Origin of the sequence: Streptomyces sp. BK239 (genome assembly GCF_004217285.1) — a bacterium.
Taxonomy (GTDB): domain Bacteria; phylum Actinomycetota; class Actinomycetes; order Streptomycetales; family Streptomycetaceae; genus Streptomyces.
Genome location: NZ_SHKS01000009.1, coordinates 162376 through 189294, shown reverse-complemented (window position 1 = coordinate 189294; position 26919 = coordinate 162376). Strand labels below are relative to the sequence as shown.

Here is a 26919-nt window from a genome sequence, read left to right as displayed (position 1 = left end):
CGCCGCGCCCGCATGGCACGATCGGACCCTGACACATCCGATACGAGCACAGCGAGCGTGGTGGCCCACCGATGGTTATGTTCTTCTTCCTGGTCGTCGCGCTCGCCGTCGTGGTCGCCGCGGTGACGCTCGCCGTGGTGGGCGGCGGCGAGGGCGACGGCCCGCTGCCGGACGCCGTCGCCCAGCGGCTGCGCGATCCCCTGCCGCCGGACCGCCCCGTCCAGCGGGCCGACGTCGACCGCCTCCGCTTCCCCCTCGCCGCCCGCGGCTACCGCATGGCGGAGGTCGACGACGTGCTCAACCGCCTCGGCGCGGAACTCGCCGAACGCGACGACCGCATCGCCGAACTGGAATCCGCCCTGACCGCCGCCCGGACGCCCGAGCACCAGGTCTCCATGGACAAGCCCGCCCCCGAGGACCAGCGATGAGCGACGGCGCGGCCCTCGCGGGCCCGGACGGCGCGCTGCGCTGCCCGTGGGCCCTGTCCACCGCGGACTACGTGACGTACCACGACGAGGAGTGGGGCCGCCCGGTCCACGGCGACGACGCCCTCTTCGAACGCCTCAGCCTGGAGGCCTTCCAGTCCGGCCTGTCCTGGATCACGATCCTGCGCCGCCGCCCCGGCTTCCGCAAGGCGTTCGCGGACTTCTCGATCAGCTCCGTCGCCGCCTTCACCGACGAGGACCGCGAGCGCCTCCTCGCCGACCCCGGCATCATCCGCAACCGCGCGAAGGTCGACGCGACCCTTGCCAACGCGCGCGTGCTCGCCGACTGGGCCCCGGGGGACCTGGACGACCTGATCTGGTCCCACGCCCCCGACCCGGAGGGCCGCCCGGTCCCCAGGACCCTCGCCGACGTCCCGGCGGTCACCCCCGAGTCGACGGCGCTGTCCAAGGCGCTGAAGAAACGGGGGCTGCGCTTCGTCGGCCCGACGACGGCGTACGCCCTGATGCAGGCGTGCGGCCTGGTCAACGACCACCTGGAGACCTGCGTGAGCCGCTGACGCCGTCCTGCGGGAAAGCCCCTACCGGCCCAGGTACTTCGGCTTCTCCTTCTGCACGAAGGCCTGCACGGCGATCGTGTGGTCCTCGGACCGTCCCGCCCGCGTCTGCAGCTCGTCCTCCTTCTGGAGCGTCTCGGCCAGAGAGTGGGAGAACCCGTACGCCACGGCCTCCTTCAGCGCCGCGTAGGCGACCGTCGGCCCCTCGGCCAGCGCCCGCGCGACGCTCTCCGCCTCGGCGCGCAGCTCCGCCGAGGGCACGACGCGGTTGGCGATGCCCAGGTCGTACGCCTCCTGCGCCTTGACGGTGCGCGGGAAGAGCAGCAGGTCGGTGGCCCGGCCGGGGCCCACCACACGCGGCAGGGTCCACGAGACGCCGGAGTCGGCGGTCAGCGCCACGCCCGCGAACGAGGTGTTGAAGGCGGCCGTGTCCGCGACGATCCGGTAGTCCGCCGCGAGGGCGAAACCGAAGCCGGCTCCGGCCGCGACGCCGTTCACCGCGGCGACCACCGGCTTCGGCGCCTCGGTGATCGCGCGCACGATCGGGTTGTAGTGCTCCCTGACCGTGCTCATCGTCTGCCCCGACCCGGTCTCCTTGTCGGCGGCGAGCAGCCCGATGTGCTCCTTGAGGTCCTGGCCGACGCAGAACGCCCGGTCCCCGGCGGCGGTCAGCAGCACCGCCCGGACCGCGTCGTCCTCCGCCGCCGAGCGCACCGCGTCGCGCAGGGCGACCTTGGTCGCGATGTTCAGAGCGTTCATCGCCTCGGGGCGGTTCAAGGTGATCGTGGCGAGCCCGTCGCTCACCTCGTAGAGCACGGTGTCGGCCATGGGGTGTCCCCTCCGTCGTCGGTCACGGTCCGTGGTTGCGGACGACGGCGTACCGACCGGTACGCCGTCGCCCAGGACAGCATGAAGGACGCGGCGGCGGTGGTCGTGTGACCTGCGTCTAACAATCTGCGGTGATTTCCGGCGGCCCTGAGCGCGTGCGGACGCGAAGTATGGCATCCACATCGCCGAAATGAGTGGTTTTGCTCGCGTGCGTTGCCCAAGCGATGCCTACTGATGTTGGTCATCGGGTCCTGAGATGCGGGATAATGGCCTGGAAGCAATGTGTTCGATGCCGGTGTCGCGCGTCCCCTGACGGAGTGCGCGTGCCCTTCACGGGCCGTCGGCCTTGACGATGAGCTGGTTTCAGGAAGGGGAACGAGCATGGCGGCCATGAAGCCGCGGACGGGCGATGGCCCGCTCGAGGTGACCAAGGAGGGGCGGGGCATCGTCATGCGCGTTCCCCTCGAAGGCGGCGGTCGGCTCGTCGTCGAGCTGACCCCTGACGAGGCCGACGCGCTGGGCGACGCCCTCAAGAAGGTCGTCGGCTGACCGCGAGCGAGCTGTGAGGCGCAGGTCGCGAAAGCGTGCTTGCCGCCCGAGCGGGGGTGGGCCTGTCGTCGGCTGACGCGCAAGCGACCATACCCTTTCAGTCGCCCCGGCATCCTCACGGGTGCCGGGGCGGCTGTATCTCCACAGGACCGCGGGACGCGTCGCCCTGGCAAGCGGGTGCGCCGCCCGTCAGCGCTTGACCGCGCACAGCAGGCCGTCGCCCACCGGCAGCAGCGAGGGCACCCACTCCTGGCTCTCCCGCACCTCCCGCAACAGCTCACGCACTCTTATGACCTCCGTGGGCTGCGGGCCGGAGTCGATCGTGCGGCCGTTGGCGAACACGCCCTCGAACACCACCAGGCCCCCCGGCCGCAGCAGACGGAACGACTCGGCGAGGTAGTCCATGACCTCCAGCCGGTCCCCGTCGCAGAAGACGAGGTCGTATCCGGAGTCCGCGAGCCGGGGCAGGACGTCGAGCGCGCGGCCCGGGATGAAACGGGCCCGGTTGCTGGCGAAGCCGCAGGCGCGGAAGGCCTGCCGGGCGAACTGCTGGTGCTCCGGCTCCGGGTCGACGGTCGTCAGCACGCCGTCGGGGCGCATGCCGTGCAGGAGGTGTATCCCGGAGACGCCGGTGCCGGTGCCGATCTCCGCGACCGCTTTGGCGTCCACGGTGGCGGCCAGCAGGCGCAAGGCGGCGCCCGTGCTGGGCGACACCGAGCGCAGCCCTGCCTCGCGGGCCCGCTCCCGGGCCCAGCGCAGCGCTTCGTCCTCGGCGACATAGGCGTCGGCGAACGCCCAGCTCGTCTGCCGGTTGCCGGTGATGTCCCTCTCCTGTCCCCGTGGTTGCCTCGGCGTGACTGTATCCGTTGGTGTCGGGAACCCGCAGATGGGACCGCGCGTTTGAAGAGGTGGGACAGACGACGGGGGACACAGTTGGATCACGACGAGGGACGAGACGTCGAGCAAGTGCTGACGCAGCCGGATGAGCCGCGCCAGCGCACATCAAATTCTCGTAAAACCGCTTATCCGGAGCTAACGGGCGAGGTGGCTATGGTAGGGGCTCCACTGGACACCACCAGAGCCGACAGGGGAGGTGCGGCTGCACCTGTGGATCGGGGAGGAGTGCTGCGGCGCTTCCTCGGATCGGCGGGCAGGCCGAAATCCGTGAACGACACCGCTGCCGACCACAGCCAGGCCGCCGGTCCCACCGCCGGCCACGCCCCGACCGCGACCTTCTCCACCGACGCGGACGGGCAGGCGTGGACTCCGCCCACGTGGGAGGAGATCGTCAGCATGCACAGCGGCCGGGTCTACCGGCTCGCCTACCGCCTCACCGGCAACCAGCACGACGCGGAGGACCTCACCCAGGAGGTCTTCGTCCGTGTCTTCCGCTCCCTGTCGACGTACACGCCGGGCACCTTCGAGGGCTGGCTGCACCGCATCACCACCAACCTCTTCCTGGACATGGTCCGCCGCAAGCAGCGCATCCGCTTCGACGCGCTCGGCGAGGACGCGGCCGAGCGGCTGGCCAGCAGGGAGCCCAACCCGCAGCAGATCTTCAACGACGCCCACTTCGACGCGGACGTCCAGCAGGCCCTGGACACCCTCGCGCCCGAGTTCCGCGCCGCGGTCGTCCTCTGCGACATCGAAGGACTGTCGTACGAGGAGATCGCCGCGACCCTCGGCGTCAAGCTCGGCACGGTCCGCTCGCGCATCCACCGCGGCCGCTCGCAGCTGCGCAAGGCGCTGGCCCACCGTTCGCCCGAGGCGCGCGCGGAGCGGCGCTCCTTCATGGCCCGGGTGCCCGCTCTGGGGGGAGGGGGCGCGACGGCGTGAGTGGATCCCGTCCTACCCCCGCGGAACAGCACCTCGGAGACCGACTCTCCGCCCTCGTGGACGGCGAGCTCGGTCATGACGCGCGCGAGCGGGTGCTCGCGCATCTGGCGACCTGTGCCAAGTGCAAGACGGAGGTCGACGCGCAGCGCCGGCTGAAGAACGTCTTCGCCGAAGTGGCCCCGCCGGCCCCCTCCGAAAGCTTCCTGGCCCGGCTCCAGGGGCTCCCCGGGGGAGGTGATCCGGGCGGCGGCGGCATGCCGCCGCTCGGGGGAGCGTTCGGGGACCGGTTCACAGCCGCCCGCCCCGGAGCCTCCTCCGTCTTCGGGGTGAGACGCGACGAGCCGTTCGAGTTCGGCTACGTCCCCGCCCGTGAGCACGGCTCGGTGCTCCCGCCCTCCCCGGACCGCGGTTTCCGGATCCACCCGGTGGGCCGGGGGGACGCCGAGCGCTCCCGTGGGCTGCGGCTCGCGTTCGTCGCGGCCGGCGCGGTGTCGCTGGCCGCGATCGCCCTCGGCGGCATGAACACCGGCGTCCCGGCCGACGCGGAGGCCCGCGGCGGCGCGGGCGCCGGAAGCAATGTGACCCCGGCCCGCACACCGGGCGGCTCCGGTTCGACGGCGGTCCCGGAGAACCAGCGTCGGCGTGCCGCGGGACCCCTCCTGTCCCAGGGCACGGGGGCGACCCTCGGCGACGCCCCGGTGGCCCCGACCCAGGTGTCCGCGCCGCTGCTGCCCGGGATTCCGGCCCCGGCCGGCACTCCGGTGGAGCCGCAGGTGCTGCACCGGCTCACCACGCCCATGGTGGCCGGGGCGGCGGCGATGTCCCCGCTGATACGCCCGCTGGCCACGCCCCCGCCGATCGCGCTCACCGCCTGGGACGCCGCGCCCTCGACCGGTGCGCCCAACCTGCTCGCCGCCCCCGCTTCCGTCCCCGAGGTCGCGCCCGCCCCCAGCCGCTCTCCCTTCTCTCCGCAGATCGCCCGCTGACCGAACCCTGCCGCCGGGCCGCCGTGACCTGGTTGAATCCAGGGAGGATCGCGCCCGTGCGAGGAACCGGGCGCGACGGGGGCCGAGCGGGGAGAGCATGGACGAGGGCAAGCCGACCAAGGCGAAGTGGTGGAACCGCCCACGCCCCGAGCCCAGAGAGACCCCCGACGGCGACTTCCGACTCGCCGACCCGAACCCTCTGCCGGAGCCTCCGGCGGCCACGCAAACGGACCAGACGGAGGCGCCCGCCGGGGGTGCGGCGAGCCAGCCGACGGCGCCCGCCGGAGTTGCAGCGGGCCGACCGGGGGCACCCATCGGGGTTCCGCTGGACCAGCCGACGGCGTCCGTCGGGGTTCCGCTGGACCAGCCGTGGTCGTCGGGGGACACGGCGGATCAGCCGGGGCCGCGCGAGGGGGTTCCGGTGGACCGGGCGGAGGCGCTTGCGGGTGCGTCGGCTCAGGCCGGGGCACCCACGGGGGTTCCGGCGGACCAGCCCCAGTCGCTCGCCGGGTCTCCCGTAGACCAAGCGGGGGCGCTCGACGGGGTTCCGGGGGCGCGTTCTGCCGACGTGTCCGAGGGGGGTGCCGTGGGGCAGGTCGACTCGGCCGCTCCCGTCGGGGAACCCCTCGGCCCGCTCCCCACCCCTCCTCCCGGCGACGTCCGTCCCAAGCCGCTGCACGATCCCGACGCCTACAGCACCCCGCCCTACGGCGAGCCCGGCCCCTGGGCCCCCGCACCGCCCGTACAGCACCCGGCGGCCGCGCACGCCCAGGACACGCCACCGGCCGCGCCCCTCCCCCCGCCCGAACCGGGCGCCCCCGCTCCCGAGGTCGACGCGTCTCCCGAAGCCGCTGACCCCTGGTACCGGTACGACCCCTGGGCCGCCCCCGGTGGCGCATCGGCGTCCGCCGGGCCGTTGCAGCAGACCGGGGCCGCCGTGCTCAGCCGGGATCAGCGCCGTAGGCGGGCGCGGAAGGCGCTCGTCGGGGGAGCCCTCGGCATCGCGCTCGTGTCCGGGCTGCTCGGCGGGTTCGTCGGCGCCCAACTGGAGCGCAACGGCGGGCTCGACACCGTGAAGCTGCCGCAGGCCTCCGCCGCGCCCGCGGGCCGGGACGCCGACAGCATCGCCGGGATCGCCGCCCGCGCCCTGCCCAGCGTCGTCACCCTGCACGTCAGCGGAAGCGCGGAGTCCGGCACCGGCACCGGCTTCGTGCTGGACACCCGGGGCCACATCCTCACCAACGAACACGTCGTCGCGCCCGCCGGATCCGACGGCGAGATAAGCGTCGTCTTCAACGGCGGCCAGACCGCCCGCGCCGAGATCGTCGGCAAGGACAGCGGGTACGACCTCGCCGTGGTCAAGGTGAGCGGGGTGCGGGGGCTGACCCCGCTGCCCCTCGGCAACTCCGACAACGTCCGGGTCGGCGACCCGGTCGTCGCCATCGGCGCCCCCTTCGACCTGGAGGGCACCGTCACCTCCGGCATCATCAGCGCCAGGGAGCGGCCCATCACCGCCGGCGGCGAGCGCGGCGACGGCAGCGACGTCTCGTACGTGGACGCGCTGCAGACCGACGCGCCCATCAACCCGGGCAACTCAGGCGGCCCCCTCCTCGACGCGCACGGCCAGGTCGTCGGCATCAACTCCGCCATCCGCTCGGCCGTCGACGGCTCCGACGCCGACGGCGGCCAGGCCGGCTCGATCGGCCTGGGCTTCGCCATCCCGGTCAACCAGGGCAGGCGGGTCGCCGAGGAACTGATCAACACCGGCCGGGCGACCCATCCGGTCATCGGCGTCACCCTCGACATGGACTACACGGGCGACGGCGCCCGGGTCCGCGCCGAGGGCGGCGACGGCGGCCTCCCGGTCACCCCGGGCGGCCCCGGCGACCGCGCCGGCATCCGCGCCGGCGACGTCATCACGGCGATCGACGGCCGGCGCGTCCACTCCGGTGAGGAACTGATCGTCAAGACACGGGCCCACCGCCCCGGAGACCGCATGAAGCTCACCGTCCGGCGTGACGGCGAGGACCGCACGCTCACCCTGGTCCTCGGCTCCTCCGGGGGCAGTGAGTGACAGCGACTCACGGACGGCCGCCGGCCCGCGGCGCGCCAAGGCGAACAAGGCTCAAAACCGGCCGCCGACCGGCGCGCGTCCGCCGTGGGGCGGTACCGGTCGGACAGGTGCGACAGGTACCGTGGACCCGGCCCGGACCACGGAAGACCGGAACTGACCACCGAGGGCCGAGGACCGCGGACATCGCAAGGAGCTTCAGGTGTTCAATGACATAGGCCCGCTCGAGCTGGTGACGCTCGCCGTCCTCGCCGTGCTCGTCTTCGGTCCGGACAAGCTCCCCAAGGTCATCCAGGACGTGACGCGCACGATCCGGAAGATCCGTGAGTTCTCCGACAGCGCCAAGCAGGACATCCGCGCCGAACTCGGCCCGGAGTTCAAGGACTTCGAGTTCGAGGACCTCAACCCCAAGACGTTCATCCGCAAGCAGCTGGACAACGAGGACCTGGGGCTGAAGGAGATCCGCAACGGCTTCGACCTGAAGAAGGAGATGGCCGAGGTCACCGACGCCGTCCACGGCCACGAGCCGGACTCCACCGCCTCGTCGTCGTCCTCGTCCGGCGGCCGTCTGGACATGACCAAGAAGCCCGAGGAGCCGGGCAAGGACGACCGTCCGCCGTTCGACGCGGACGCCACCTGAGCGTCACGCGCCCCGCGTCGCCCCCTTGGATGTGAGGGGGCGCACGTCGTGCGCACCGGGTGGTTTCCCCGCGGTCGGCGGCGGGGTGGCTATGCTGCCTGGTTGTTGTGCGGGCCGTACCAGTGAGGCGACGCCACCCGAAGGGCGGCGGGCCGGGGCGGTCCGGCGAGAGCGAGGAGGCGTCGGGCACATGGAGACGACGAGTCGGGCAGTCGAAGAGGCGCCGGCCGCGGAGGGTGGACAACAGGTCACCTCCCCCCGGCGCGCGGTCGACCGCTACCTGGAGGCGCCCTTCCCGTGGTACGGCCTCGACGAGGCCTTCACCGGGCCGCGCTGGCTGATGCAGGTGGGCACGGCGGCCGACGGGGCCGTCGAGCACGGTGCGATCGGGCACGGCGAGGAGCCGTCGGTGCGGCACGAGACCTCGGGCGAGGACCGCGGGAAGTTCGCGGTCGTCGTGACCGTCGCCGCGAACCCGGTGCGGCGCAGCGCGGACGGCACCGGGCTGCTGGAGGCCACGTCGGTCTCCTCGGCGGCTTGGCTCGCGGGGCTGGGGCTGCTGTCGCACACCTGGCCGGGCCAGCTGGACCACAGCCTGCGCGACGACTGGCTGGACCAGCAGACCGAGACGGCGTGGGCCCTCGCGGACGACCTCGCCGGCTCCGCCTGGTCGACGCTGTCCCTGCCGGTCGACGGCGTGTCCGCGCCGTTCCACTACCGGGAGTCCGAGTTCGGCTGGGTCCTCGCGGGCTCGACGGGGCAAGGGGTGCACGTCGGGGCGTACGGCAGGGGGATGAGCGCGTACGGCCTCGGCTTCGCCGTGATCAAGGACATCGCCGCGTACGCGTGAGGCCGATCGCCGCGCAGGCATGACAGAAGGGGCGCCGCGGGCGGCGCCCCCCTTGTCGCAAGGCTCAGCGCTCAGCGCTCGGGAAGAGCGCCGGCGGCATCCCGTGGGATCAGAACTTGTTCCTCGGCGTGATCCCCAGGGCCAGTCCCGAAAGGCCCCTCTGGCGTCCCCCCAGCTTTCCGGCGATGGCCCGCAGGGCGGAGCCCGCCGGGCTGTCCGGGTCGGTCAGGACGACCGGCTTGCCCTCGTCGCCGCCCTCGCGCAGGCGGACGTCGATGGGAATGCTGCCGAGGACGGGCACGGACGCGCCCGTGGTGCGGGTCAGACCGTCGGCGACCTTCTGGCCGCCGCCCGTGCCGAAGACGTCGACCATCTCGCCGCAGTGCGGGCAGGGCAGGCCCGACATGTTCTCGACCACGCCGACGATCTTCTGGTGGGTCTGCACGGCGATGGAGCCGGCCCGCTCGGCGACCTCGGCGGCCGCCTGCTGAGGCGTCGTCACGACGAGGATCTCCGCGTTCGGGACCAGCTGCGCCACCGAGATCGCGATGTCGCCGGTGCCCGGCGGCAGGTCGAGCAGCAGCACGTCCAGGTCGCCCCAGTACACGTCCGCCAGGAACTGCTGGAGCGCGCGGTGCAGCATCGGGCCGCGCCACACCACGGGGGCGTTGCCCGGGGTGAACATGCCGATCGAGATGACCTTCACGCCGTTCGCCGACGGCGGCATGATCATGTTCTCGACCTGGGTGGGGCGCCCGTCGGCGCCCAGCATGCGCGGCACGCTGTGACCGTAGATGTCGGCGTCGACGACACCGACCTTCAGGCCGTCGGCCGCCATCGCCGCCGCCAGGTTGACCGTCACGGAGGACTTGCCGACGCCGCCCTTGCCGGACGCCACGGCGTACACGCGCGTGAGGGAGCCGGGCTTGGCGAAGGGCACCTCACGCTCGGTCTGGCCGCCGCGCAGGGCGCCCGCCAGCTCCTTGCGCTGCTCGTCGCTCATCACGTCGAGCGTGACGTCGACGCGGGTGACGCCCTCGACCCCGGAGACCGCGTCGGTCACGCGCTGCGTGATCGTCTCGCGCATCGGGCAGCCGGAGACCGTCAGGTACACCGCGACCGCGACCGCTCCGTCCGCGCCGATCTCCACCGACTTGACCATGCCGAGCTCGGTGAGGGGCCGGTTGATCTCGGGGTCGTTCACCGTCGCCAGCGCTTCGCGCACCGCGTCTTCCGTAACCATAAGGACGATGGTACGGCGCTCGGCCGGGGCCCCGGGATGCCGGTCACCGGTCGTCTACGTCACGTCCACGCGACCGTTCTGCCGGGAATACGACGTGCTCGTGGTGTCCGTCGCGCCGTCCCTCCAGTTCCTTGACCATGTCCTGCAGTTCGGAGCGGATCCAGTCGCGGGTGGCGACCTCGCCCAGCCCGATGCGCAAAGCGGCGATCTCACGCGTGAGGTACTCGGTGTCCGCGATCGACCGCTCGTTCTGCTTGCGGTCCTGCTCCAGGTTGACCCGGTCCCGGTCGTCCTGCCGGTTCTGCGCGAGCAGGATCAGCGGGGCGGCGTAGGAGGCCTGGAGGGACAGCATCAGCGTCAGGAAGATGAACGGGTACTCGTCGAAGCGCAGCCCGGTCGGCGCGAAGATGTTCCACACCACCCACAGGATGATGACGACGGTCATCCAGACGATGAACCGGCCGGTCCCCAGGAAGCGCGCGATGCGCTCGGAGAGCCGTCCGAAGGCCTCCGGGTCCCACTCGGGCACGATCCGGCGGCGGGGCGGACGCGGCTGGTCCAGGCGGACGCGGGTCCGGGCGGCGGTGGCGCCGGACGGCGTGCGCTCGGCCCGCCCGCCCTCACGCTCGGGCGTCACCTCGGACCACCCCCCGTCGAGGTCTCGTCGAGGTGGAACTCCGTCTCCCGCCAGTCCTCGGGCAGCATGTGGTCCAGGACGTCGTCCACGGTCACCGCGCCCAGCAGCGACCCCGAGTCGTCGACGACGGGCGCCGCGACCATGTCGTACGCCGCGAAGAACCCGGCGACGACGGGCAGCGCCGCGTCCGGCTCCAGGGGCTGCAGGTCGGCGTCGAGGATGGAGCCGACGAGGGTGTACGGGGGGTCGCGCAGCAGGCGCTGGAAGTGGACGGTGCCGAGGTACTTGCCCGTGGGGGTGTCGTCGGGCGGCCGGCAGACGTAGATCTGGGCGGCGAGGGCCGGGGAGAGGTCCGGGTTGCGGATCCGCGCGAGGGCGTCGGCGACGGTGGCGTCGGGGCGCAGCACGATCGGCTCGGTCGTCATCAGACCGCCCGCGGTGTGCTCCTCGTACGCCATCAGGCGCCGCATGTCGGCCGCGTCGTCGGGCTGCATCAGGCTCAGCAGCCGTTCCTTGTCCGCCTCGGGCAGCTCGCCGAGCAGGTCGGCCGCGTCGTCGGGGTCCATGGCCTCCAGGACGTCCGCCGCGCGTTCCTCCTTCAGCTTGCCGAGGATCTCGATCTGGTCGTCCTCCGGCAGCTCCTCGAGGACGTCGGCGAGGCGGTCGTCGTCGAGGGCGGCGGCGACCTCGGCGCGGCGCTTGGAGGAGAGGTGGTGCAGCACGTTGGCGAGGTCGGCGGGGCGCAGCTGCTCGAACGTGGCGAGCAGGTTCTCCGCGCCCTGCCCGTGCTCCTCCAGGGAGAAGCCGGTGACGGCGGACCACTCCACCATCAGCGTCTCGCCCTTGCCGCGCCGGAAGGCGCCTCCCTTGCGGCCCTTGCGCACGAAGACCCGGTCGATCTCCCAGTCCCGGCGGGCGGGCAGCTGCTGCACGGACACGTCGAGGGCGGTGACCTCCTCGCCGGTCTCCACGAGCGTGACCCGCCGGTCCAGGAGCTCGCCGACGACGAGACGTTCGGTGGGCCGCTGCTCGAAGCGCCGGACGTTGAGCACGCCGGTGGTGATGACCTGTCCGGACTCGATGCTGGTGACCCGGGTCATGGGCAGGAAGATGCGGCGGCGGGTGGCCAGTTCGACGACCAGCCCGAGCAGCCTGGGCGGCTTGCGCCCGACGCGCAGCATGACGACGAGGTCGCGCACGCGTCCCACCTGGTCGCCGTTGGGGTCGAAGACGGCGACACCGGAGAGGTGCGAGACGAAGATCCGGGGGACGCCCGCGGCCATGGCCGCACCTCCTTCTCGTACGCGCGCGTACGGGCCGGTGAACTGATTGGTCGGTGAGGTGTTTCCGGTGGGGTTCTTTCCCCGATTGCCCGTTCGCGCGGGCTTCAGGCTAGCCCGTCCCGATCGGCGCCGCCCTGGTGAGCGGTCCGGACGGACTGCCTCCGCCGGGCCGGCGCGCCCCCGGTACGCTGCGGTACGCCGTTCAGGACACCCCCGCAGAAAGGCAGCCCCCTCTGTGACCGCGATTCCCCAGGGCCGTACCCGACGCCGGACCGTGCTGGCGGGCGCCGTGTGCGCGCTGGTCGTGACGAGCACGGGACTGACGGGGTGCGGCGGCGAGGATCCGGACGCCGGCACCAACGGGGTGGGCAAGCTGGCCGCGGACGAGATCCAGGCCAAGGCGAAGGCGGCGGCCGGCGCGGCCGGCGCGGTGCGGCTGGCGGGGACCGTGGTCGCCGGCGGCCGGTCGTACAAGCTCGACATGCGGCTGAAGGCGAACGGGGGCTCCGGGACGGTCACCGCGCAGGGAGCGTCCTTCCAGCTGCTGCGGATCGGCGAGGAGCTGTATCTGAAGGCGGACGCGGGGTTCTGGAAGCACGAGGACTCCAAGGACTCCGAGGGCGGCGGCGGGAAGGACACGGACGCCGCGGACAAGCTCGACGGCAAGTACGTGAAGGTGCCGACGGGCGACCCCTCGTACAAGAAGTTCAGCGGCTTCACCGACAAAGCCCTCCTCCTCGACTCTCTGCTGACGCTGCACGGTTCGCTGGGCAAGGACGGGCACCAGGAGGACCCCGCCTCCGGGGCGCGCACCATCCGGATCTCGGGCGGCGGCGGTTCCGGCGGCACGCTGGACGTGGCCCTGGAAGGGCAGCCGTATCCGCTGCGTCTGGTGCGCGCGGGCGACGCCGGGACGCTGAGCTTCTCGGCGTGGGGCGAGGACTTCGCCCTGGCCGAGCCGGCGAAGGACGACACGGTGGACTACGGCAAGGAACTGCCGACGTCCTGACCCGGCCGGGGCGGCATGCGCCCCGGGGTGTCAGCGTCCGGCCCGTTTGCGCTTTCTGAGCAGCAGACGGGGGAGCCCGGCGGGGACCGGTTCGCGGGTCGTCGCCGGGGACGGCAGCGGGGCCTCGGCCAGGGAGCCGTCGGGCAGCGGTGCGATGCCGCCCGCCGGCTCCAGCCGCAGCACCCGGCACTCGGCCGCCCACCGCCCGGTCATCGCCTCGCCGTCGGGCGCGTTCAGCCGCTTGCCCTTGAGTTCGGCGACGGTCGCCTCCCACGCCTCGGTGCCGGGGGCGAGCTGGACGACCCTCGCGGTCCAGGAGACCAGCCGGCCTCCCTTGTCCTTGCTGCGCACGGTCACCTCGGCCGAGTCGCCGTCGGTCAGGTGCGGCAGCGGCTGCTCGCCGCTCCCGTCGCCGACCAGGCAGGCCGCGCCGTCGTGCCACACGTGCCACAGCGCCCGTGCGGCGGGGGCCCCGGCGCCCCGGACCCAGATCAGGCCGGACTTCTTCGTGGCCTCCTCGACGAGCGCCCGCTCGGCGAGGGACCGGTCCTGCGGCTCGCGTGTCATGGCCTCACCCTATCGAGGGCCGCTCACAGCCAGCCGTTGCGCTTGAGCATGCGGTGGATGCCGAGGCAGGTCAGCACGGTGACGCCGAGCACCATCGGGTACCCGAACCGCCACCGCAGCTCCGGCATGTAGTCGAAGTTCATGCCGTACACCCCGCACACCATCGTCGGTACGGCGATGATGGCCGCCCAGGACGTGATCTTGCGCATGTCCTCGTTCTGCGCGACGGACGCCTGCGCGAGGTTGGCCTGGAGGATGGAGTTGAGCAGCTCGTCGAAGCCGACGACCTGCTCCTGGACGCGGGCGAGGTGGTCGGCGACGTCCCGGAAGTACTTCTGGATGTCGGGGTCGACCAGCCGCATCGGCCGCTCGCTCAGCAGCTGCATCGGCCGCAGCAGCGGCGACACCGCCCGCTTGAACTCCAGTACCTCGCGCTTGAGTTGGTAGATCCGGCCGGCATCGGTGCCGCGCGGGGCGCCCTTGCGGCCGGGGGAGAAGACCTCGGTCTCCACCTCGTCGATGTCGTCCTGGACGGCGTCGGCGACCGCGATGTAGCCGTCGACGACATGGTCGGCGATGGCGTGCAGCACGGCCGAGGGGCCCTTGGCGAGCAGCTCGGGGTCGTCCTGGAGGCGGTGGCGCAGCGCGCGCAGCGAGCCCTGACCGCCGTGCCGCACGGTGATGAAGAAGTCCTTGCCGGTGAAGCACATCACCTCGCCGGACTCGACGACCTCGCTGTTGGCGGTGAGCCGGTCGTGCTCGACGTAGTGGATGGTCTTGAAGACGGTGAACAGGGAGTCGTCGTAGCGCTCCAGCTTGGGCCGCTGGTGGGCCTGCACGGCGTCCTCCACGGCGAGCGGGTGCAGCCCGAACTCCCTTGCGATGCCCGCGAATTCGCTCTCCGTCGGCTCGTGCAGCCCGATCCACACGAAGCCCCCGTCGCGCCGTACCTGCCGCATCGCCTCGTGGGGGGTGAGCGGCGTCGCGTAGTGCACCCGGGCCCCGTCCCGGTAGACGGCGCAGTCGACGACGGCCGAGGGGGTCGCCGGGTCGCGCGTGGTGTCGTACGAGCCGCTGTCGCTCCGCAGGGAGGGACGGGACGGGCGGACCACGGCACGCAGGTCGCGGATCATCGACATGGCAGGCTCCTTCGCTACGGGCGACGGAAGGCCGGCGACGGGTGGAACTGCCCGGAATGGGGACGTCCTGAGTGCGGATGTTTGGCACGTCCACAAAGCGGGGAGCACCGCACCGTCGCGGTGGCGTTCTCGTTGCTGGTACAGCTACTGCTTCTGATCGGATGGATCGGTCGGACCGCGGGCCGAGGAGTCGGCCGGGTCGGACGGATCAGGCAAAGCGAAACGCAGCGCTCTTCCGCGCGGTGTGGAGATGCGAGAGGTGGCGGTCAGCCGGAGCCGGGTCAGCTACGTCAGCGGCGGGAAGAGCGAGTGGTACTGCACGGTCGACTTCGATCCATGACAGCCCCACCTCCTCCGGCCGGTCCCCCGTGGGGGATGCTCATCGGCGTCGGGGCTTGATCGCGACGCTCTGCGTGCTGCCCCGAACCACCGGGCAAGAGTATCAGCCGGCCACAGTGTCAAGGCGCTGCTTTGCCCGGTGCTGACGAGTTCTATGCTCGCGGCATGGCAGATGTTCTTCCCCTGGTCGAGGCCCGGTTGCGTACCGCGCTCGGCGAGCCCGACGCCCGCGCCGCCGTCACCTTCCTCGGCACGGACCGCATCGAGGTCCTGCGTTTCCAGGAGGGCGACATCGTCCGCTACGCCACGCTCGGCATGTCCGCGCAGCCGATGAGCGACCCCACCGCGATGCTCGCCGACGCGGTGCGGGGTCCGCGCGCCGAGCTGGTCCTCTCGGTGCGCTCCGGCCTGGCCGACACCGGCAAGGTGTTGCGCCCGCTCGCCGTGCTCGCCGCGTCCCCGCAGGTCGAAGGGGTGGTCGTGGCGCCGGGCGCGTCCCTGGACGTCGGCGAGCCGCTGTGGCCGGGCGCGCCGTTCACCTCGGTGCTGGTCGCAGAGCCGGGCGGTCTGGTGGAGGACCTGGAGCTCGACGAGCCGCTCGACCCGGTCCGCTTCCTGCCGCTGCTGCCGATGACGCCGAACGAGGCCGCCTGGAAGCGTGTGCACGGCGCGCAGGCGCTCCAGGAACGCTGGCTGACGCACGGTACGGACCTGCGGGATCCCTCCCGCAGGTCCGTACCGCTGGACTGACGACGCGTGACCAAGGTCACCAACTGGCCTCCGGGACAGGGGGATTGACCCGACAACGGATGGCGTCCGCTTGCCCCTGACGGTCAGTCGGCGAAGACGGCGACCCCGTCCTCGGCGGCGTGCGCCGGCGCCGACTCCTCGGCCTCGTGCGTGAGTGCCGCGCGGCGTAGGACGACGACCAGCGCGCCCGCGGCCGCGGTGACCGCCGCCACCACGAACGGGATGTGGGCGTCGGTCCACTCCTCGATCTTCGGCGCGAAGAAGGGGGCGGCGGCCGCCGCGAACCAGCGCACGAAGTTGTAGCCCGCGCTCGCGACCGGACGCGGGGCGTCCGAGACCCCGAGCGCGAGCTCGGTGTAGACGGTGTTGTTCACGCCGATGAACGCGCCCGACAGGACCGTGCAGACGACGGCCGTGACGTGGTCGCCGTAGCCGAGGACCAGCACGTCGGCGGCGAGCAGCACCAGGGAGCCGCCGAGCACCTTCAGCGAGCCGAACCGCTCCTGGAGGCGCGGCGCCACGACGACCGAGAAGACGGCGAGCAGCACACCCCAGGCGAAGAACACCGCGCCCGACTTGTACGGCGTCATGTCCAGCACGAACGGCGTGAAGGCAAGCACGGTGAAGAACGTGTAGTTGTAGAAGAACGCAGAGACCGCCGCCGAGGCGAGACCGCCGTGGCCGAGCGCCCGGATCGGGTCCAGCAGCGAGGTCTTGCGGGCGGGCCGCGGCTGCTCCTTCAGGAACGCCGTGATGCACAGGAATCCCACCGCCATCAGGGCCGCGGTGCCGAAGAACGGGTAGCGCCAGCTGGCGTCGCCGAGCAGCGCGCCCAGCAGCGGTCCGCAGGCCATGCCGAGGCCGAGGGCGGACTCGTACAGCAGGATCGCGGCGGCGCTGCCGCCCGCCGCCGCGCCGACGATGACCGCGAGGGCGGTCGAGACGAACAGCGCGTTGCCCAGGCCCCAGCCGGCCCGGTAGCCGACGAGCTGGCCGACGGTGTCGGAGGTGCCGGACAGGCCCGCGAAGACGACGACGAGGGCGAGGCCCAGCAGCAGCGTCTTGCGGCCGCCGATCCGGCTGGAGACGAACCCGGTCACCAGCATGGCGAAGGCGGTGATCAGGAAGTACGAGGTGAACAGGAGGGAGACCTGGCCGGCCGTGGCGTTCAGTCCGGAGGCGATGGACGGCAGGATCGGGTCGACGAGTCCGATGCCCATGAAGGCGACGACGGACGCGCCGGCGGTCGCCCAGACCGCCTTGGGCTGCCGCAGAAGGCCGCCTGCTCCCGCGGGCGCCTCGAGAGGGGACTCCGTTTCGTGTTGCATGCCGGTGCTCCAATCCCGCGGCTGATAGTTGGTATTTACACACACTAAGTTAGGGTCACTAATTAATGCAAGTTACATCTAACTTGGCAGGCCCGGACGGGTGATCGTCCTTGACGTGGACGGGATCGGGTAGGACCGTGGGGCTCTATGAGGGGCGAACCCAGTTGCCCGAAGTGCGGTGGCCGGGTCAGGGCTCCCGGACTCTTCGCCGATTCCTGGCAGTGCGATGTGCACGGCACGGTGCATCCGCTGCAGCCCGTGATCCCGCCCAGCGTCGAGGCCCTCAGTGTGGTGGTGCACCGCACCCGGGTACCGGTGTGGATGCCGTGGCCGCTGCCCGTCGGCTGGCTGTTCACGGGCGTGGCGTACGCCGGTGACGACCGCAGCGGCGGGCGGGCCAGCGCCGTCGCGTGCTCGGGGCCCGGTCCGCTCGGCGGCATGGGCGAGCTGATCCTCGTCGCCGAGGAGCTCGGCGTCGGTCTCGGCGCGCGCTACGCCGGCATGGAGGGGCCCGACCCCGGCCCCTACATGAACGTCGAGAAGCCGCCCGAGGCCAAGGTCCTGGCCGCCGGCCGCCCCACCCCGCTGTGGCACGTCAGCGGCGCCCCCGGCGACCGCGCGGTCTTCGCGGGCGAAGCGTGCGGGCTGTGGCTGTGGGCGGTGGCGTGGCCCGAGCAGTCCGGGCTGCTGATGTACGGCGAGCTGGTGCTGACGGACCTGCGGGACGCGGGCGCCGAGGTGGAGCTGGTGCCCTGCGGGGCGTTGTCGCCGCACCTGCTCAAGCCGTGAGGGCCGGCCGGGCACGCGGGGCGCAGCGCGGGGTGCGGCTGGGTGTGCTCCCGGGGTGTAGGGGGCGCTTCCCGGGTGCGGGTGTGACAGGGGTCGTCCGGATTCCCGTTATGCTGGAGCGTCCCGTTCCGCTCTCTCGCCGTCTGGAGCCCGTGCCGTGCGCATCGACCTGCACTGTCACTCCACGGCTTCCGACGGTACGGACACCCCTGCCGAACTCGTCCGGGGCGCGGCCACGGCCGGCCTCGACGTCGTCGCGCTGACCGACCACGACACCACCCGCGGGCACGCCGAGGCGATCGCCGCGCTGCCCGAGGGGCTCACCCTCGTCACCGGCGCCGAACTGTCCTGCCGGATCGACGGCGTCAGCATGCACATGCTGGCCTACCTTTTCGACCCCGAGGAGCCCGCGCTGCTCGCCGAGCGGGAGCTCGTGCGCGACGACCGCGTGCCGCGCGCCCGGGGCATGGTCGCCAGGCTCAACGAGCTGGGCGTCCCCGTCACCTGGGAGCAGGTCGCGCGCATCGCCGGTGACGGTTCCGTCGGCCGGCCGCACGTCGCCACCGCGCTGGTCGAACTGGGCGTCGTCCCGACCGTGAGCGACGCGTTCACCCCGGACTGGCTGGGCGACGGCGGACGGGTCTGGATCCCGAAGCACGAGACGGACCCCTTCGAGGCGATCCGGCTGGTCAAGGCGGCGGGCGGCGTGACCGTCTTCGCCCACCCGGCCGCGAGCAAGCGGGGCCGCACGGTCCCCGAGTCAGTGATCGCCGAACTGGCCGCCGCCGGCCTCGACGGCATCGAGGTCGACCACATGGACCACGACGCGGACACCCGCGCGCGACTGCGGGGGCTCGCCCGCGACCTGGGCCTGCTGGTGACCGGGTCCAGCGACTACCACGGCAGCCGCAAGACCTGCGCGCTCGGCGAGTACACGACCGACCCCGAGGTGTACGGGGAGATCACGCGACGGGCGACCGGGGCGTTCCCCGTCCCGGGGACCGGCGGGCCCGAGGCCCTTCGCGCCTGAGGCCGTCACGGCCTCGGGGGCAGCTCCGCACGTCCACTTCCACCCTCTCTCGCGCAAGGCCTCCGTACACATGTTCGACGTTGCCGTCTTCGGCTCCCTGTTCCTCACCCTGTTCGTCATCATGGATCCCCCCGGCATCACCCCGATCTTCCTGGCCCTGACCTCGGGCCGCCCGGGCAAGGTGCAGAAGCGGATGGCGTTCCAGGCCGTCTGCGTGGCCGGCGGCGTGATCACCGTTTTCGGGCTGCTGGGCCACCAGATCCTGAACTACTTGCACGTGTCAGTGCCCGCGTTGATGATCGCGGGCGGGCTGCTGCTCCTGCTGATCGCGCTCGACCTGCTCACCGGCAAGTCCGACGAGCCCAAGCAGACCAAGGACGTCAACGTCGCGCTGGTCCCGCTGGGCATGCCGCTGCTCGCCGGACCGGGCGCGATCGTGTCCGTCATCCTCGCCGTGCAGAAGGCCGGCAGCGTCTCCACGCAGGTGTCGGTGTGGGCGGCGATCTTCGCCATCCACGTCGTGCTGTGGCTGGTGATGCGCTACTCGCTGCTGATCATCCGGGTCATCAAGGACGGCGGCGTGGTCCTGGTGACACGGCTCGCGGGCATGATGCTCTCCGCGATCGCCGTGCAGCAGATCATCAACGGGGTCACCCAGGTCGTCCAGGGCAGCTGACGCGGCGGCGTGGTTCCTACCGGCTGTGCGATCCGGCTGCCGGTAGGAACCACGCCTCAGCTCAGGCCTCGTGGTGATCGGGGCGGTCGGAGTGGGCGCGCAGACGCTGCCAGCAGCGGTGCACATGCCGCTCGGCCTCCAGTACGGCCGATTCGGCGGGGCGGACGCCGCCGTGAGGTGTCGTGGTGCGACGGGCCGCGGCCGGGGTGTGCGTGCGTCGCGCCGAAGCGGACGGCGTGGGTCCGGAGTGCGGCCGGGCAGCCGGCTGATCGTGGCGGGCGGGTGCCTCGGGGGACGTCGCGGCGCGCCGGCGGGCGGTGCCGACCGCCCGGCGCCGCGTGTAGGGGCGGGTGGCCGCGAACCGTGCCGCCAGGATGACGCCGGTGGCGGCCGCCGCGGCCAGAGCGGGTTCCGCGTGGTGTACGAGCACAGGGAGAGGGCCTTCCCGTGAAGTGGCGGTCGGGGCGGCGCGGACGCCGGGTGCTCACCAGGTACCCGCGCCGGACGGGATCACCCCGGGCAACTTCCTCACTCTGGCCCCCTTGCGCTCGCGAGGATTTCCGACCCGCCCACCTTCACCCGTTCGGGTGAACTCCGGATGCGGCCTCCCCGTCCCGGACGGACATGGGCGGAGCCCCGCCCGGCGTCGAGTCGACGCGGTGCGGGGCTCCGGAACGCATGTGAGGGGGCCCGTAGAGGGGGGTCGAGGTGCTACGAGGCCGAGGTGTCGGCCGGACGGATCCACAGTCGCTGCCCGATGGCGGCGGCCTGCTGAACGATCCGGTTGACGGAGGCGGCGTCCACGACGGTGCTGTCCACGGGCGTGCCGTCGACGTCGTCGAGTCGCATGATTTCGAAGCGCATGGTGGCTTCTCCCTTCGTCTGGTCATCCTCCTGAGGAGAACTGCTGATGTGCGGCCCACGGGACGACGGTGCCCCCTGTTCCATACGCATTCAACGCGGTGCTTGTTACAAACATTCCCTACGCTAATAAAATTTTTCGAACGCCTAATTACTGACGGGTAGGCGCAGTGGCCGTGGCGGAACAGGGCCGAAGCGGGGCCGGAGCGGGACTGAACGGGACCGGTTGTGTTCATAGCGTGACCGCCGGGACAATGGAAGGGATGAACGACGACCTGGCGGCCCTCGCCGCCCGTATCGACCGCACGAACGAGCTGCTGACGCGCATGCTCGCCGAGGTGGCGAAGACGCCGTCGACGCACGCGATCTTCGTCGACGCCGGCTATCTGTACGCGGCGGCGGGCCGGCTGGTCGCCGGGACCGAGGACCGGCGGGCGTTCGACCTGGACGCCGAGGGCCTGATCGAAGCGCTCATCGACCGGGCGCGCACGATCTTCGCGGACAGCCGGTTGCTGCGGGTCTACTGGTACGACGGCGCCCGGCGCCGCATCCACACCGCCGAGCAGCAGTCCATCGCCGAACTCCCGGACGTCAAGATCCGGTTGGGCAACCTGAACGCCAACAACCAGCAGAAGGGCGTCGACTCCCTGATCCGCACCGACCTGGAGTCCCTCGCCCGGCACCGCGCCATCAGCGACGCGGCACTCCTCGGCGGCGACGAGGACCTGGTCTCGGCGGTGGAGGCGGCCCAGGGGTACGGCGCACGCGTCCACCTCTGGGGCATCGAGGCCCCCGAGGGCCGCAACCAGGCCGAGCCGCTCCTGTGGGAGGTCGACAGCCAGCGCACCCTGGACCTCGACTTCTTCAAGCCGTACGTCTCACGGCGCACCGCCCCGGCGTACGAACCGGCCGGCGTGCAGCGGCCCACCCGTGAGGAGGTCCGCTTCGCCGGCGCGCAGATCGCCGCCAAGTGGCTCGCGGCGCGCGGCAGGGAGCCCCTGGCGGACCTCCTCCCCGGCCACCCCTACCTGCCCGGCTCCGTCGACCAGGACCTCCTGGTGGAGGCGGAGCGCATCCTGCAGTACTCGCTCCGCGGCCAGGCGGAGCTGCGGCGCGTACTGCGGGACGGCTTCTGGGAGCACCTCCAGACGCAGTACTAGTGCCGGGGCAAACGTTGCCTGCCGGGGCACTAGTGCCGGGGCACTGGCTGCCTCAGGACGGGTGTCCGCCCTGTCGGCGGTCCGGTCGCCCGCGTACGACCTTGTCCCAGAAGTCCGCCAGGCCGTGGGCCGTGGCCAGGGGCTGGTCCAGGTTGGGGGAGTGCTCCGCGCCGGGGATCACCGTGCGGGCCGCACCCAGCTCCACGGCCATGTCGTCCAGGACGCTCACCGGCCAGGTGTCGTCACGCGCGCCCGACAGTACGTGCAACGGCAGCGGCGCGGCGGCTAGTTCGGCGACCCGGTCGGGCTCGACGAGCAACTGACGTCCCGTCGCGAGGAGTTGCGCCGGCTTGTGGTTCAGCCAGCGCAGCCGCATCAGCGACAGTTCGCCGAACCCCCGCGCGGGGCCGCCGATCTCCTCCGGTGGGCCCATCGCGAGGATCGCCTCCCATACCTCGGGCATCTCCATCACCGCGAGGGCGTCGTGCAGCAACTGCACGCGCTGCCGCTGCGACTCGGAGATGTGCGCCGGGCCCGAGGCGACGAGGGTGAACGAGACGAAGGGGGAGTGGTCCAGGAGGACGGCCGCCCGTGCTACCTGGCCGCCCATGGAGTGCCCGACGAGATGCAAGGGAGTGTCGAGGGCGGCCGCCTGTGCGAGCACATCCCGCGCCAACTCGGCTTGGGCGTAGGGCGTTTCGTCACGCGCCGGGCCGTGGGACTCGTTCTGCCCGCGTCCGTCCACGGCGACCGTGCGGTAGCCGCGGGCCGCCAGGGGCTCGTGCAGGAAGTGGAAGTCCTCCTTGCTCCCGGTGAACCCCGGCAGCAACAGCGCGACGCCCGACGGCTCGACACCGGGCGCCGCCGGCGCGTCGACGACGGCGAACTCACCGCGCGCTGTCCGCAGCTGGTACGCGCGTGCGCCGGGAGGCGGGGTGAAGCTGATCGGCGTGGTCACGGGCTGAGGTTACCGGGACAACGGAGGCCGGGTGCAGAGCGCCTCTCGGCCGGGGCGGAACCTCTCACCACGCCGACGGCCCGGTTCCCCGAGGGGGAACCGGGCCGTCGGCGGTCGCTGTCGTCGCTCGCGGCGATCAGCTGTCCGCGGGCTTCGCGGCGGCCGTCGCCTTACGCGTACGCCGCGGCTTCGGCTGCGCCTCGGCCGTGTCGGCGGCGGCCTCCGCCGGGGCGGCGGTCTTGCGGGTCCGGCGGGGCTTGACCTCCGGCTCCTGCGAGACCTGAGCCGGAATGGCGGCCGTACCGGTCGCCGGGGCGGCGGTCTTGCGGGTGCGGCGCGGCTTGGCCTCGGCGGTCTCCGCGTCGACGGCTGCCGGGGCGGCGGCCGTCTTGCGGGTGCGCCGCGGCTTGGCCTCGGCGGCCTCGGCCGTGTCCACGGCTGCCTCCGCTGCGGCTGCGGCCGTCTTGCGGGTGCGGCGCGGCTTGGCCTCGGCCGTCTCCGCCGTGTCGGCGGCGGCTTCCGCCTTGGCGGCCGCGGTCTTGCGGGTGCGGCGCGGCTTGACCTCCGCGGCCTCGGCCGTGTCCACGGCTGCCTCCGCTGCGGCTGCGGCCGTCTTGCGCGTGCGACGGGGCTTGGCCTCGGCCGTCTCCGCCGTGTCGGCGGCGGCTTCCGCCTTGGCGGCCGCGGTCTTGCGGGTGCGGCGCGGCTTGACCTCCGCGGCCTCCGCCGCCTCGACCGTGTCCACGGCGGCTTCCGCCGGGGCGGCGGTCTTGCGCGTGCGGCGCGGCTTGGCCTCCGGCTCCTGCGAGGCCTGAGCCGGGATGACCGGCGTGGCGGCCGTCTCCGACTGGGTCGCCTTGCGGGTGCGGCGCGGCTTGGCCTCGGCGGCCTCGGCCGTGTCGACCGCGGTCTCAGCCGGGGCCGTCGCCTTGCGGGTGCGGCGGCGCGGCTTGGTCTCCACGGCCTCCGCCGGAGCGACGGCGGCCTCCGCCGGCGGCGCCTCGACGGCCGGGGCGGCCGACTCGGTCACGGCCGTCGTCTCGGGGACCGGCTGCTCGGCCGGCTCCGTCACGGTCGCCGGCGCGTCCGACGCGACCGCGCTGCGGCGGGTGCGGCGGCGGCGCGGCTTCTCGGCCTCGGCGGACGCGATCTCCGAGGGACCCTCCGCCGTCGTCACGGCCGCTTCCGCGGCCTCGGGAGCGGCGGACTCGACGGCCGTGGCGGCCGACGCGGCGACGGCGTCCTGCGAGGCTCCGCCCCGGGTCCGGCGACGGCGACGCGGCGTACGAGGAGACGTCGCCGCCTCCTCGACGGCGGGAGCCGCGGCCTGCCCTGCCTGCTCGGTCCGGGCCTGCTCGGGCGCCGGCGTCCCGTCGACGGTGGCGCCACCCCGTGTACGACGGCGGCGGCGCGGCGTACGGCCGACGCTCTCACGCTGCTCGGCGGAGCGGGAGTCGTCCCGTCCACCCCGGCGGTCGCCGCGCCCGCGAGCACCGCGGCCGCCCGGCTCGCCCAGGTCCTCCAGCTCCTCCGCGTCGAGCCCGGCGCGCGTGCGCTCCGAGCGCGGCAGGACACCCTTGGTGCCCGCGGGGATGCCGAGGTCCTCGTAGAAGTGCGGGGAGGTGGAGTACGTCTCCGGCGGGTCGCTGAAGTCGAGCTCCAGCGCCTTGTTGATGAGCTGCCAGCGCGGGATGTCGTCCCAGTCGACGAGCGTGACCGCGATGCCCTTGGCGCCCGCGCGGCCGGTACGGCCGATGCGGTGCAGGTAGGTCTTCTCGTCCTCGGGGGACTGGTAGTTGATGACGTGGGTGACGCCCTCGACGTCGATGCCGCGCGCGGCGACGTCGGTGCACACGAGCACGTCGACCTTGCCGTTGCGGAAGGCGCGCAGCGCCTGCTCGCGGGCGCCCTGGCCGAGGTCGCCGTGGACCGCGCCGGAGGCGAAGCCGCGCTGCTTGAGCTGGTCGGCGAGGTCGGCCGCCGTGCGCTTGGTGCGGCAGAACACCATCACCAGGCCGCGGCCCTCGGCCTGCAGCATGCGCGCGACCATCTCGGGCTTGTCCATGTTGTGCGCGCGGTACACGTGCTGCTTGGTGTTCGCGACCGTCCGCCCCGCGTCGTCGGGCGAGGTGGCGTTGATGTGCGTCGGCTGCGACATGTAGCGGCGGGCGAGGCTGATGACCGCGCCCGGCATGGTCGCGGAGAACAGCATGGTCTGCCGCTTCACCGGCAGCATGCCGATGATCCTCTCGACGTCGGGCAGGAAGCCCAGGTCGAGCATCTCGTCGGCCTCGTCGAGGACCAGGCACTTGACGTGCTTGAGGTTGAGCTTCTTCTGGCCCGCCAGGTCCAGCAGCCGGCCCGGGGTGCCGACGACGACGTCGACGCCCTTCTTCAGGGCCTCGACCTGCGGCTCGTACGCGCGGCCGCCGTAGATCGCGGTGACGCGCACGTTGCGCACCTTGCCCGCGGTCAGCAGGTCGTTGGTGACCTGCGTGCACAGCTCGCGCGTGGGGACCACGATGAGCGCCTGCGGGGCGTCGGTGAGGTCCTCGGGGCGGGCGCGGCCGGCCTCGACGTCGACGGGGACCGTGACGCGCTCGAGGAGCGGGAGGCCGAAGCCGAGCGTCTTTCCGGTGCCGGTCTTGGCCTGGCCGATGACGTCCGTGCCCGACAGGGCCACGGGGAGCGTCATCTCCTGGATGGGGAAGGGAGTGGTGATGCCGACGGCCTCCAGGGCCTCGGCGGTCTCGGGGAGGATTCCGAGCTCTCGGAACGTCGTAGTCAGGGTGCTGCCTCTTCTGTGTGCGCGGTGCGAGGCGAGCGCGGGGGTCGTGTCGGACCGTGCCGGGGACGCGGCCGCCTCTCACGGGCGAGCCGTCAGCACACGGGACCTCATCCGACGCTCCAGCGTTCGTACCGCTGAGGGTGTCCCGCCGATCGTCGTACGCGCAGAGCCGTACGGTCAGGGTGGGCTGTCGGGTCGGAGCCGATCGGGCCACCGACCGGGCATCCTCATACATGCGGCCCGTCGAATACTCGGCAGGCGCATTACCACCATACCTTGGATCCGCGCACATGCGATGGCCGATTCGGTCACGTTGTGGTTGTCACACCGACGGGCAGGGTCCCGCGCGCTTCGTCGCCGCACACGTCGACCAGGGCCTTCCCCCGTGCGGCGAGCGGGTTATTGTGCGCTTCATGACGACCTCTGACAAGCCCGACAACGAGAACGCCGCCACCGGCATCGCCGCCCAGGACTGGGCGACGGCCGCCGCCGACCCCCAGTACCGGGCCGCGGTCGTGGACCTGCTCGGTGCGCTCGCGTACGGCGAGCTGGCGGCGTTCGAACGGCTCGCCGAGGACGCCAAACTGGCGCCCACCCTGGAGGACAAGGCGGAGCTGGCGAAGATGGCGTCCGCCGAGTTCCACCACTTCGAGCGGCTGCGCGGCCGGCTCACGGAGATCGGTGAGGAGCCCACGCGCGCGATGGAGCCGTTCGTCGCCGCGCTCGACGGCTTCCACCGGCAGACGGCCCCCTCCGACTGGCTGGAGGGTCTGGTCAAGGCGTACGTGGGCGACTCGATCGCCAGCGACTTCTACCGCGAGGTCGCCGTGCGTCTGGACGCCGACACGCGCGCCCTGGTGCTCGCCGTCCTCGACGACACCGGCCACGCGGGCTTCGCCGTCGACCGGGTGCGCGCGGCGATCGACGCCGACCCGCGCGTGGGCGGACGGCTCGCGCTGTGGGCGCGGCGGCTGATGGGCGAGGCGCTGTCGCAGTCGCAGCGGGTGGTCGCGGACCGCGACGCGCTGTCGACGATGCTGGTCGGCGGCGTCGCGGACGGCTTCGACCTCGCCGAGGTCGGCCGGATGTTCTCCCGCATCACCGAGGCCCACACCAAGCGGATGGCGGCTCTGGGACTCGCCGCGTAGATGCCGTCGGGCGCCGTGGGGGCCGGGGAGACCGCTTCGGCTGCCGGCCCGTGCGGGGCCGGCTGGTCGCGCGGTTCCCGCGCTCCCTCGGTGCGCCTCAGGCTGTGGCTGATCGCCGCAGGCCGCGGCCCGTGGGGCGCAGGAGCAGGGACAGCGAGGCGGCGGAGACGACCGCCGCTCCGAGCAGGCTCAGCAGCTCGTTGCCCGGGCCGAGCGCGCTGTGGGCGACGAAGTCGCCGAACAGGGCTCCGGCGACGCCCGTCGCGAACACCATGGTGGGCGCGGGCAGTCGGTGGGACAGGCGGTGGAACGCCGCCCACGCGAGCACGAGACCGAGCACAGCGGAGCCGAGCGCTTCCAAGATCATGCGGGTCCCTCCCAGACGGCGGGCTGTGCATCGAGGTCGTAGCCCGTCTTACCCGTGACCTGCGAAAGGCAATCCTCCCCTGTGGGG

The 26919-nt window shown here is 72.6% G+C and carries 28 protein-coding genes; 15 read left to right on the top strand and 13 right to left on the bottom strand.

Going from position 1 to position 26919, the window contains the following annotated elements; genetic code table 11:
- Positions 1-71: 71 nt before the first annotated feature.
- Together EV567_RS24940 and EV567_RS24935 are read left to right on the top strand one after the other, a co-directional pair.
- On the top strand, positions 72-428 hold the full coding sequence (locus EV567_RS24940; RefSeq protein WP_130443822.1) for a DivIVA domain-containing protein: 357 nt from the start codon (positions 72-74) through the stop codon (positions 426-428).
- A complete protein-coding gene (locus EV567_RS24935; RefSeq protein ID WP_130443820.1) occupies positions 425-1003 on the top strand; it encodes a DNA-3-methyladenine glycosylase I in 579 nt (192 codons plus the stop codon). Before EV567_RS24940 ends, EV567_RS24935 begins: the two co-directional genes overlap by 4 nt.
- Positions 1004-1024: 21 nt before the next feature.
- On the opposite strand, the gene EV567_RS24930 is transcribed toward EV567_RS24935, so the two are convergent.
- The gene (locus EV567_RS24930) at positions 1025-1828 is read right to left on the bottom strand and encodes an enoyl-CoA hydratase/isomerase family protein (protein ID WP_130443818.1); all 804 of its coding nucleotides are present in this window, start codon (positions 1826-1828) and stop codon (positions 1025-1027) included.
- Between the two features lie 381 nt (positions 1829-2209).
- Here EV567_RS24930 and EV567_RS24925 point away from each other — a divergent pair, with 381 nt between their 5' ends.
- Positions 2210-2377, top strand: a complete 168-nt coding sequence (locus EV567_RS24925; RefSeq protein ID WP_003966491.1) for a DUF3117 domain-containing protein — start codon at positions 2210-2212, stop codon at positions 2375-2377.
- Positions 2378-2566: 189 nt separating this feature from the next.
- Here EV567_RS24925 and EV567_RS24920 read toward each other — a convergent pair whose 3' ends face one another.
- Positions 2567-3265, bottom strand: coding sequence for an O-methyltransferase (locus tag EV567_RS24920; RefSeq protein WP_130443946.1), 699 nt, complete (start codon positions 3263-3265; stop codon positions 2567-2569).
- Positions 3266-3427: 162 nt separating this feature from the next.
- Between EV567_RS24920 and sigE the strand changes: the two genes are divergently transcribed.
- The 5 genes from sigE to EV567_RS24895 all read left to right on the top strand — a co-directional run bounded on the left by sigE (position 3428) and on the right by EV567_RS24895 (position 8760).
- Positions 3428-4213 carry an RNA polymerase sigma factor SigE gene (sigE, locus tag EV567_RS24915; protein ID WP_242620994.1) on the top strand — a complete coding sequence of 262 codons (786 nt, stop codon included), beginning with the start codon at positions 3428-3430 and terminating at the stop codon, positions 4211-4213.
- Positions 4210-5199, top strand: a complete 990-nt coding sequence (locus EV567_RS24910; RefSeq protein ID WP_130443816.1) for an anti-sigma factor — start codon at positions 4210-4212, stop codon at positions 5197-5199. Before sigE ends, EV567_RS24910 begins: the two co-directional genes overlap by 4 nt.
- Positions 5200-5296: 97 nt before the next feature.
- Positions 5297-7273 (top strand): trypsin-like peptidase domain-containing protein, encoded by a 1977-nt coding sequence (locus EV567_RS24905; protein WP_130443814.1) that lies wholly within the window; start codon positions 5297-5299, stop codon positions 7271-7273.
- Between the two features lie 199 nt (positions 7274-7472).
- Entirely contained in the window at positions 7473-7910 is a 438-nt protein-coding gene (locus EV567_RS24900; RefSeq protein WP_130443812.1) for a sec-independent translocase, read from the top strand.
- 190 nt (positions 7911-8100) lie between these two features.
- Complete coding sequence (locus tag EV567_RS24895) at positions 8101-8760, top strand: hypothetical protein (RefSeq protein WP_130443810.1); 660 nt, start codon at positions 8101-8103, stop codon at positions 8758-8760.
- A gap of 109 nt (positions 8761-8869) precedes the next feature.
- Here EV567_RS24895 and EV567_RS24890 read toward each other — a convergent pair whose 3' ends face one another.
- The 3 genes from EV567_RS24890 to EV567_RS24880 are packed head-to-tail and all read right to left on the bottom strand — an operon-like array spanning position 8870 to position 11923.
- Positions 8870-10003 (bottom strand): Mrp/NBP35 family ATP-binding protein, encoded by a 1134-nt coding sequence (locus EV567_RS24890; protein WP_130443808.1) that lies wholly within the window; start codon positions 10001-10003, stop codon positions 8870-8872.
- Between the two features lie 43 nt (positions 10004-10046).
- Positions 10047-10640, bottom strand: coding sequence for a DUF1003 domain-containing protein (locus EV567_RS24885; protein ID WP_130443806.1), 594 nt, complete (start codon positions 10638-10640; stop codon positions 10047-10049).
- A complete protein-coding gene (locus tag EV567_RS24880) occupies positions 10637-11923 on the bottom strand; it encodes a magnesium transporter MgtE N-terminal domain-containing protein (RefSeq protein ID WP_130443804.1) in 1287 nt (428 codons plus the stop codon). Before EV567_RS24880 ends, EV567_RS24885 begins: the two co-directional genes overlap by 4 nt.
- 235 nt (positions 11924-12158) lie before the next feature.
- Here EV567_RS24880 and EV567_RS24875 point away from each other — a divergent pair, with 235 nt between their 5' ends.
- Positions 12159-12932, top strand: coding sequence for a hypothetical protein (locus tag EV567_RS24875; RefSeq protein ID WP_130443802.1), 774 nt, complete (start codon positions 12159-12161; stop codon positions 12930-12932).
- Between the two features lie 30 nt (positions 12933-12962).
- Here the strand turns inward: EV567_RS24875 and EV567_RS24870 are convergent, their stop codons facing one another.
- Complete coding sequence (locus EV567_RS24870) at positions 12963-13499, bottom strand: hypothetical protein (protein WP_130443800.1); 537 nt, start codon at positions 13497-13499, stop codon at positions 12963-12965.
- 23 nt (positions 13500-13522) lie between these two features.
- Positions 13523-14638, bottom strand: coding sequence for a magnesium and cobalt transport protein CorA (locus EV567_RS24865; RefSeq protein WP_130443798.1), 1116 nt, complete (start codon positions 14636-14638; stop codon positions 13523-13525).
- A 504-nt stretch (positions 14639-15142) separates the two neighbouring features.
- Between EV567_RS24865 and EV567_RS24860 the strand changes: the two genes are divergently transcribed.
- Positions 15143-15727 carry a suppressor of fused domain protein gene (locus EV567_RS24860; protein WP_130443796.1) on the top strand — a complete coding sequence of 195 codons (585 nt, stop codon included), beginning with the start codon at positions 15143-15145 and terminating at the stop codon, positions 15725-15727.
- An 83-nt stretch (positions 15728-15810) separates the two neighbouring features.
- Here the strand turns inward: EV567_RS24860 and EV567_RS24855 are convergent, their stop codons facing one another.
- Positions 15811-17055, bottom strand: coding sequence for an MFS transporter (locus tag EV567_RS24855; RefSeq protein WP_130443794.1), 1245 nt, complete (start codon positions 17053-17055; stop codon positions 15811-15813).
- A gap of 147 nt (positions 17056-17202) precedes the next feature.
- Between EV567_RS24855 and EV567_RS24850 the strand changes: the two genes are divergently transcribed.
- The 3 genes from EV567_RS24850 (at position 17203) to EV567_RS24840 (ending at position 19550) form a co-directional block, all read left to right on the top strand.
- A complete protein-coding gene (locus EV567_RS24850) occupies positions 17203-17844 on the top strand; it encodes a DUF6758 family protein (protein WP_130443792.1) in 642 nt (213 codons plus the stop codon).
- A 157-nt stretch (positions 17845-18001) separates the two neighbouring features.
- On the top strand, positions 18002-18874 hold the full coding sequence (locus EV567_RS24845) for a PHP domain-containing protein (RefSeq protein WP_130443790.1): 873 nt from the start codon (positions 18002-18004) through the stop codon (positions 18872-18874).
- Positions 18875-18944: 70 nt separating this feature from the next.
- Positions 18945-19550 (top strand): MarC family protein, encoded by a 606-nt coding sequence (locus EV567_RS24840; RefSeq protein ID WP_130443788.1) that lies wholly within the window; start codon positions 18945-18947, stop codon positions 19548-19550.
- Positions 19551-19611: 61 nt separating this feature from the next.
- Here EV567_RS24840 and EV567_RS24835 read toward each other — a convergent pair whose 3' ends face one another.
- Both EV567_RS24835 and EV567_RS24830 read right to left on the bottom strand, forming a co-directional pair.
- Positions 19612-19980 (bottom strand): hypothetical protein, encoded by a 369-nt coding sequence (locus EV567_RS24835; protein WP_130443787.1) that lies wholly within the window; start codon positions 19978-19980, stop codon positions 19612-19614.
- 281 nt (positions 19981-20261) lie between these two features.
- Positions 20262-20414 (bottom strand): hypothetical protein, encoded by a 153-nt coding sequence (locus EV567_RS24830; protein ID WP_007384531.1) that lies wholly within the window; start codon positions 20412-20414, stop codon positions 20262-20264.
- 251 nt (positions 20415-20665) lie between these two features.
- Between EV567_RS24830 and EV567_RS24825 the strand changes: the two genes are divergently transcribed.
- Positions 20666-21571, top strand: a complete 906-nt coding sequence (locus tag EV567_RS24825) for an NYN domain-containing protein (protein WP_130443942.1) — start codon at positions 20666-20668, stop codon at positions 21569-21571.
- Between the two features lie 52 nt (positions 21572-21623).
- Here the strand turns inward: EV567_RS24825 and EV567_RS24820 are convergent, their stop codons facing one another.
- Positions 21624-22529 carry an alpha/beta fold hydrolase gene (locus EV567_RS24820; RefSeq protein WP_130443785.1) on the bottom strand — a complete coding sequence of 302 codons (906 nt, stop codon included), beginning with the start codon at positions 22527-22529 and terminating at the stop codon, positions 21624-21626.
- Positions 22530-22665: 136 nt separating this feature from the next.
- Complete coding sequence (locus EV567_RS24815) at positions 22666-25224, bottom strand: DEAD/DEAH box helicase (protein ID WP_130443783.1); 2559 nt, start codon at positions 25222-25224, stop codon at positions 22666-22668.
- 497 nt (positions 25225-25721) lie between these two features.
- Here EV567_RS24815 and EV567_RS24805 point away from each other — a divergent pair, with 497 nt between their 5' ends.
- Positions 25722-26465, top strand: a complete 744-nt coding sequence (locus EV567_RS24805; RefSeq protein WP_130443779.1) for a ferritin-like fold-containing protein — start codon at positions 25722-25724, stop codon at positions 26463-26465.
- 97 nt (positions 26466-26562) lie between these two features.
- Here EV567_RS24805 and EV567_RS24800 read toward each other — a convergent pair whose 3' ends face one another.
- Positions 26563-26832, bottom strand: coding sequence for a hypothetical protein (locus tag EV567_RS24800; protein ID WP_130443777.1), 270 nt, complete (start codon positions 26830-26832; stop codon positions 26563-26565).
- Between the last annotated feature and the right edge of the window lie 87 nt (positions 26833-26919).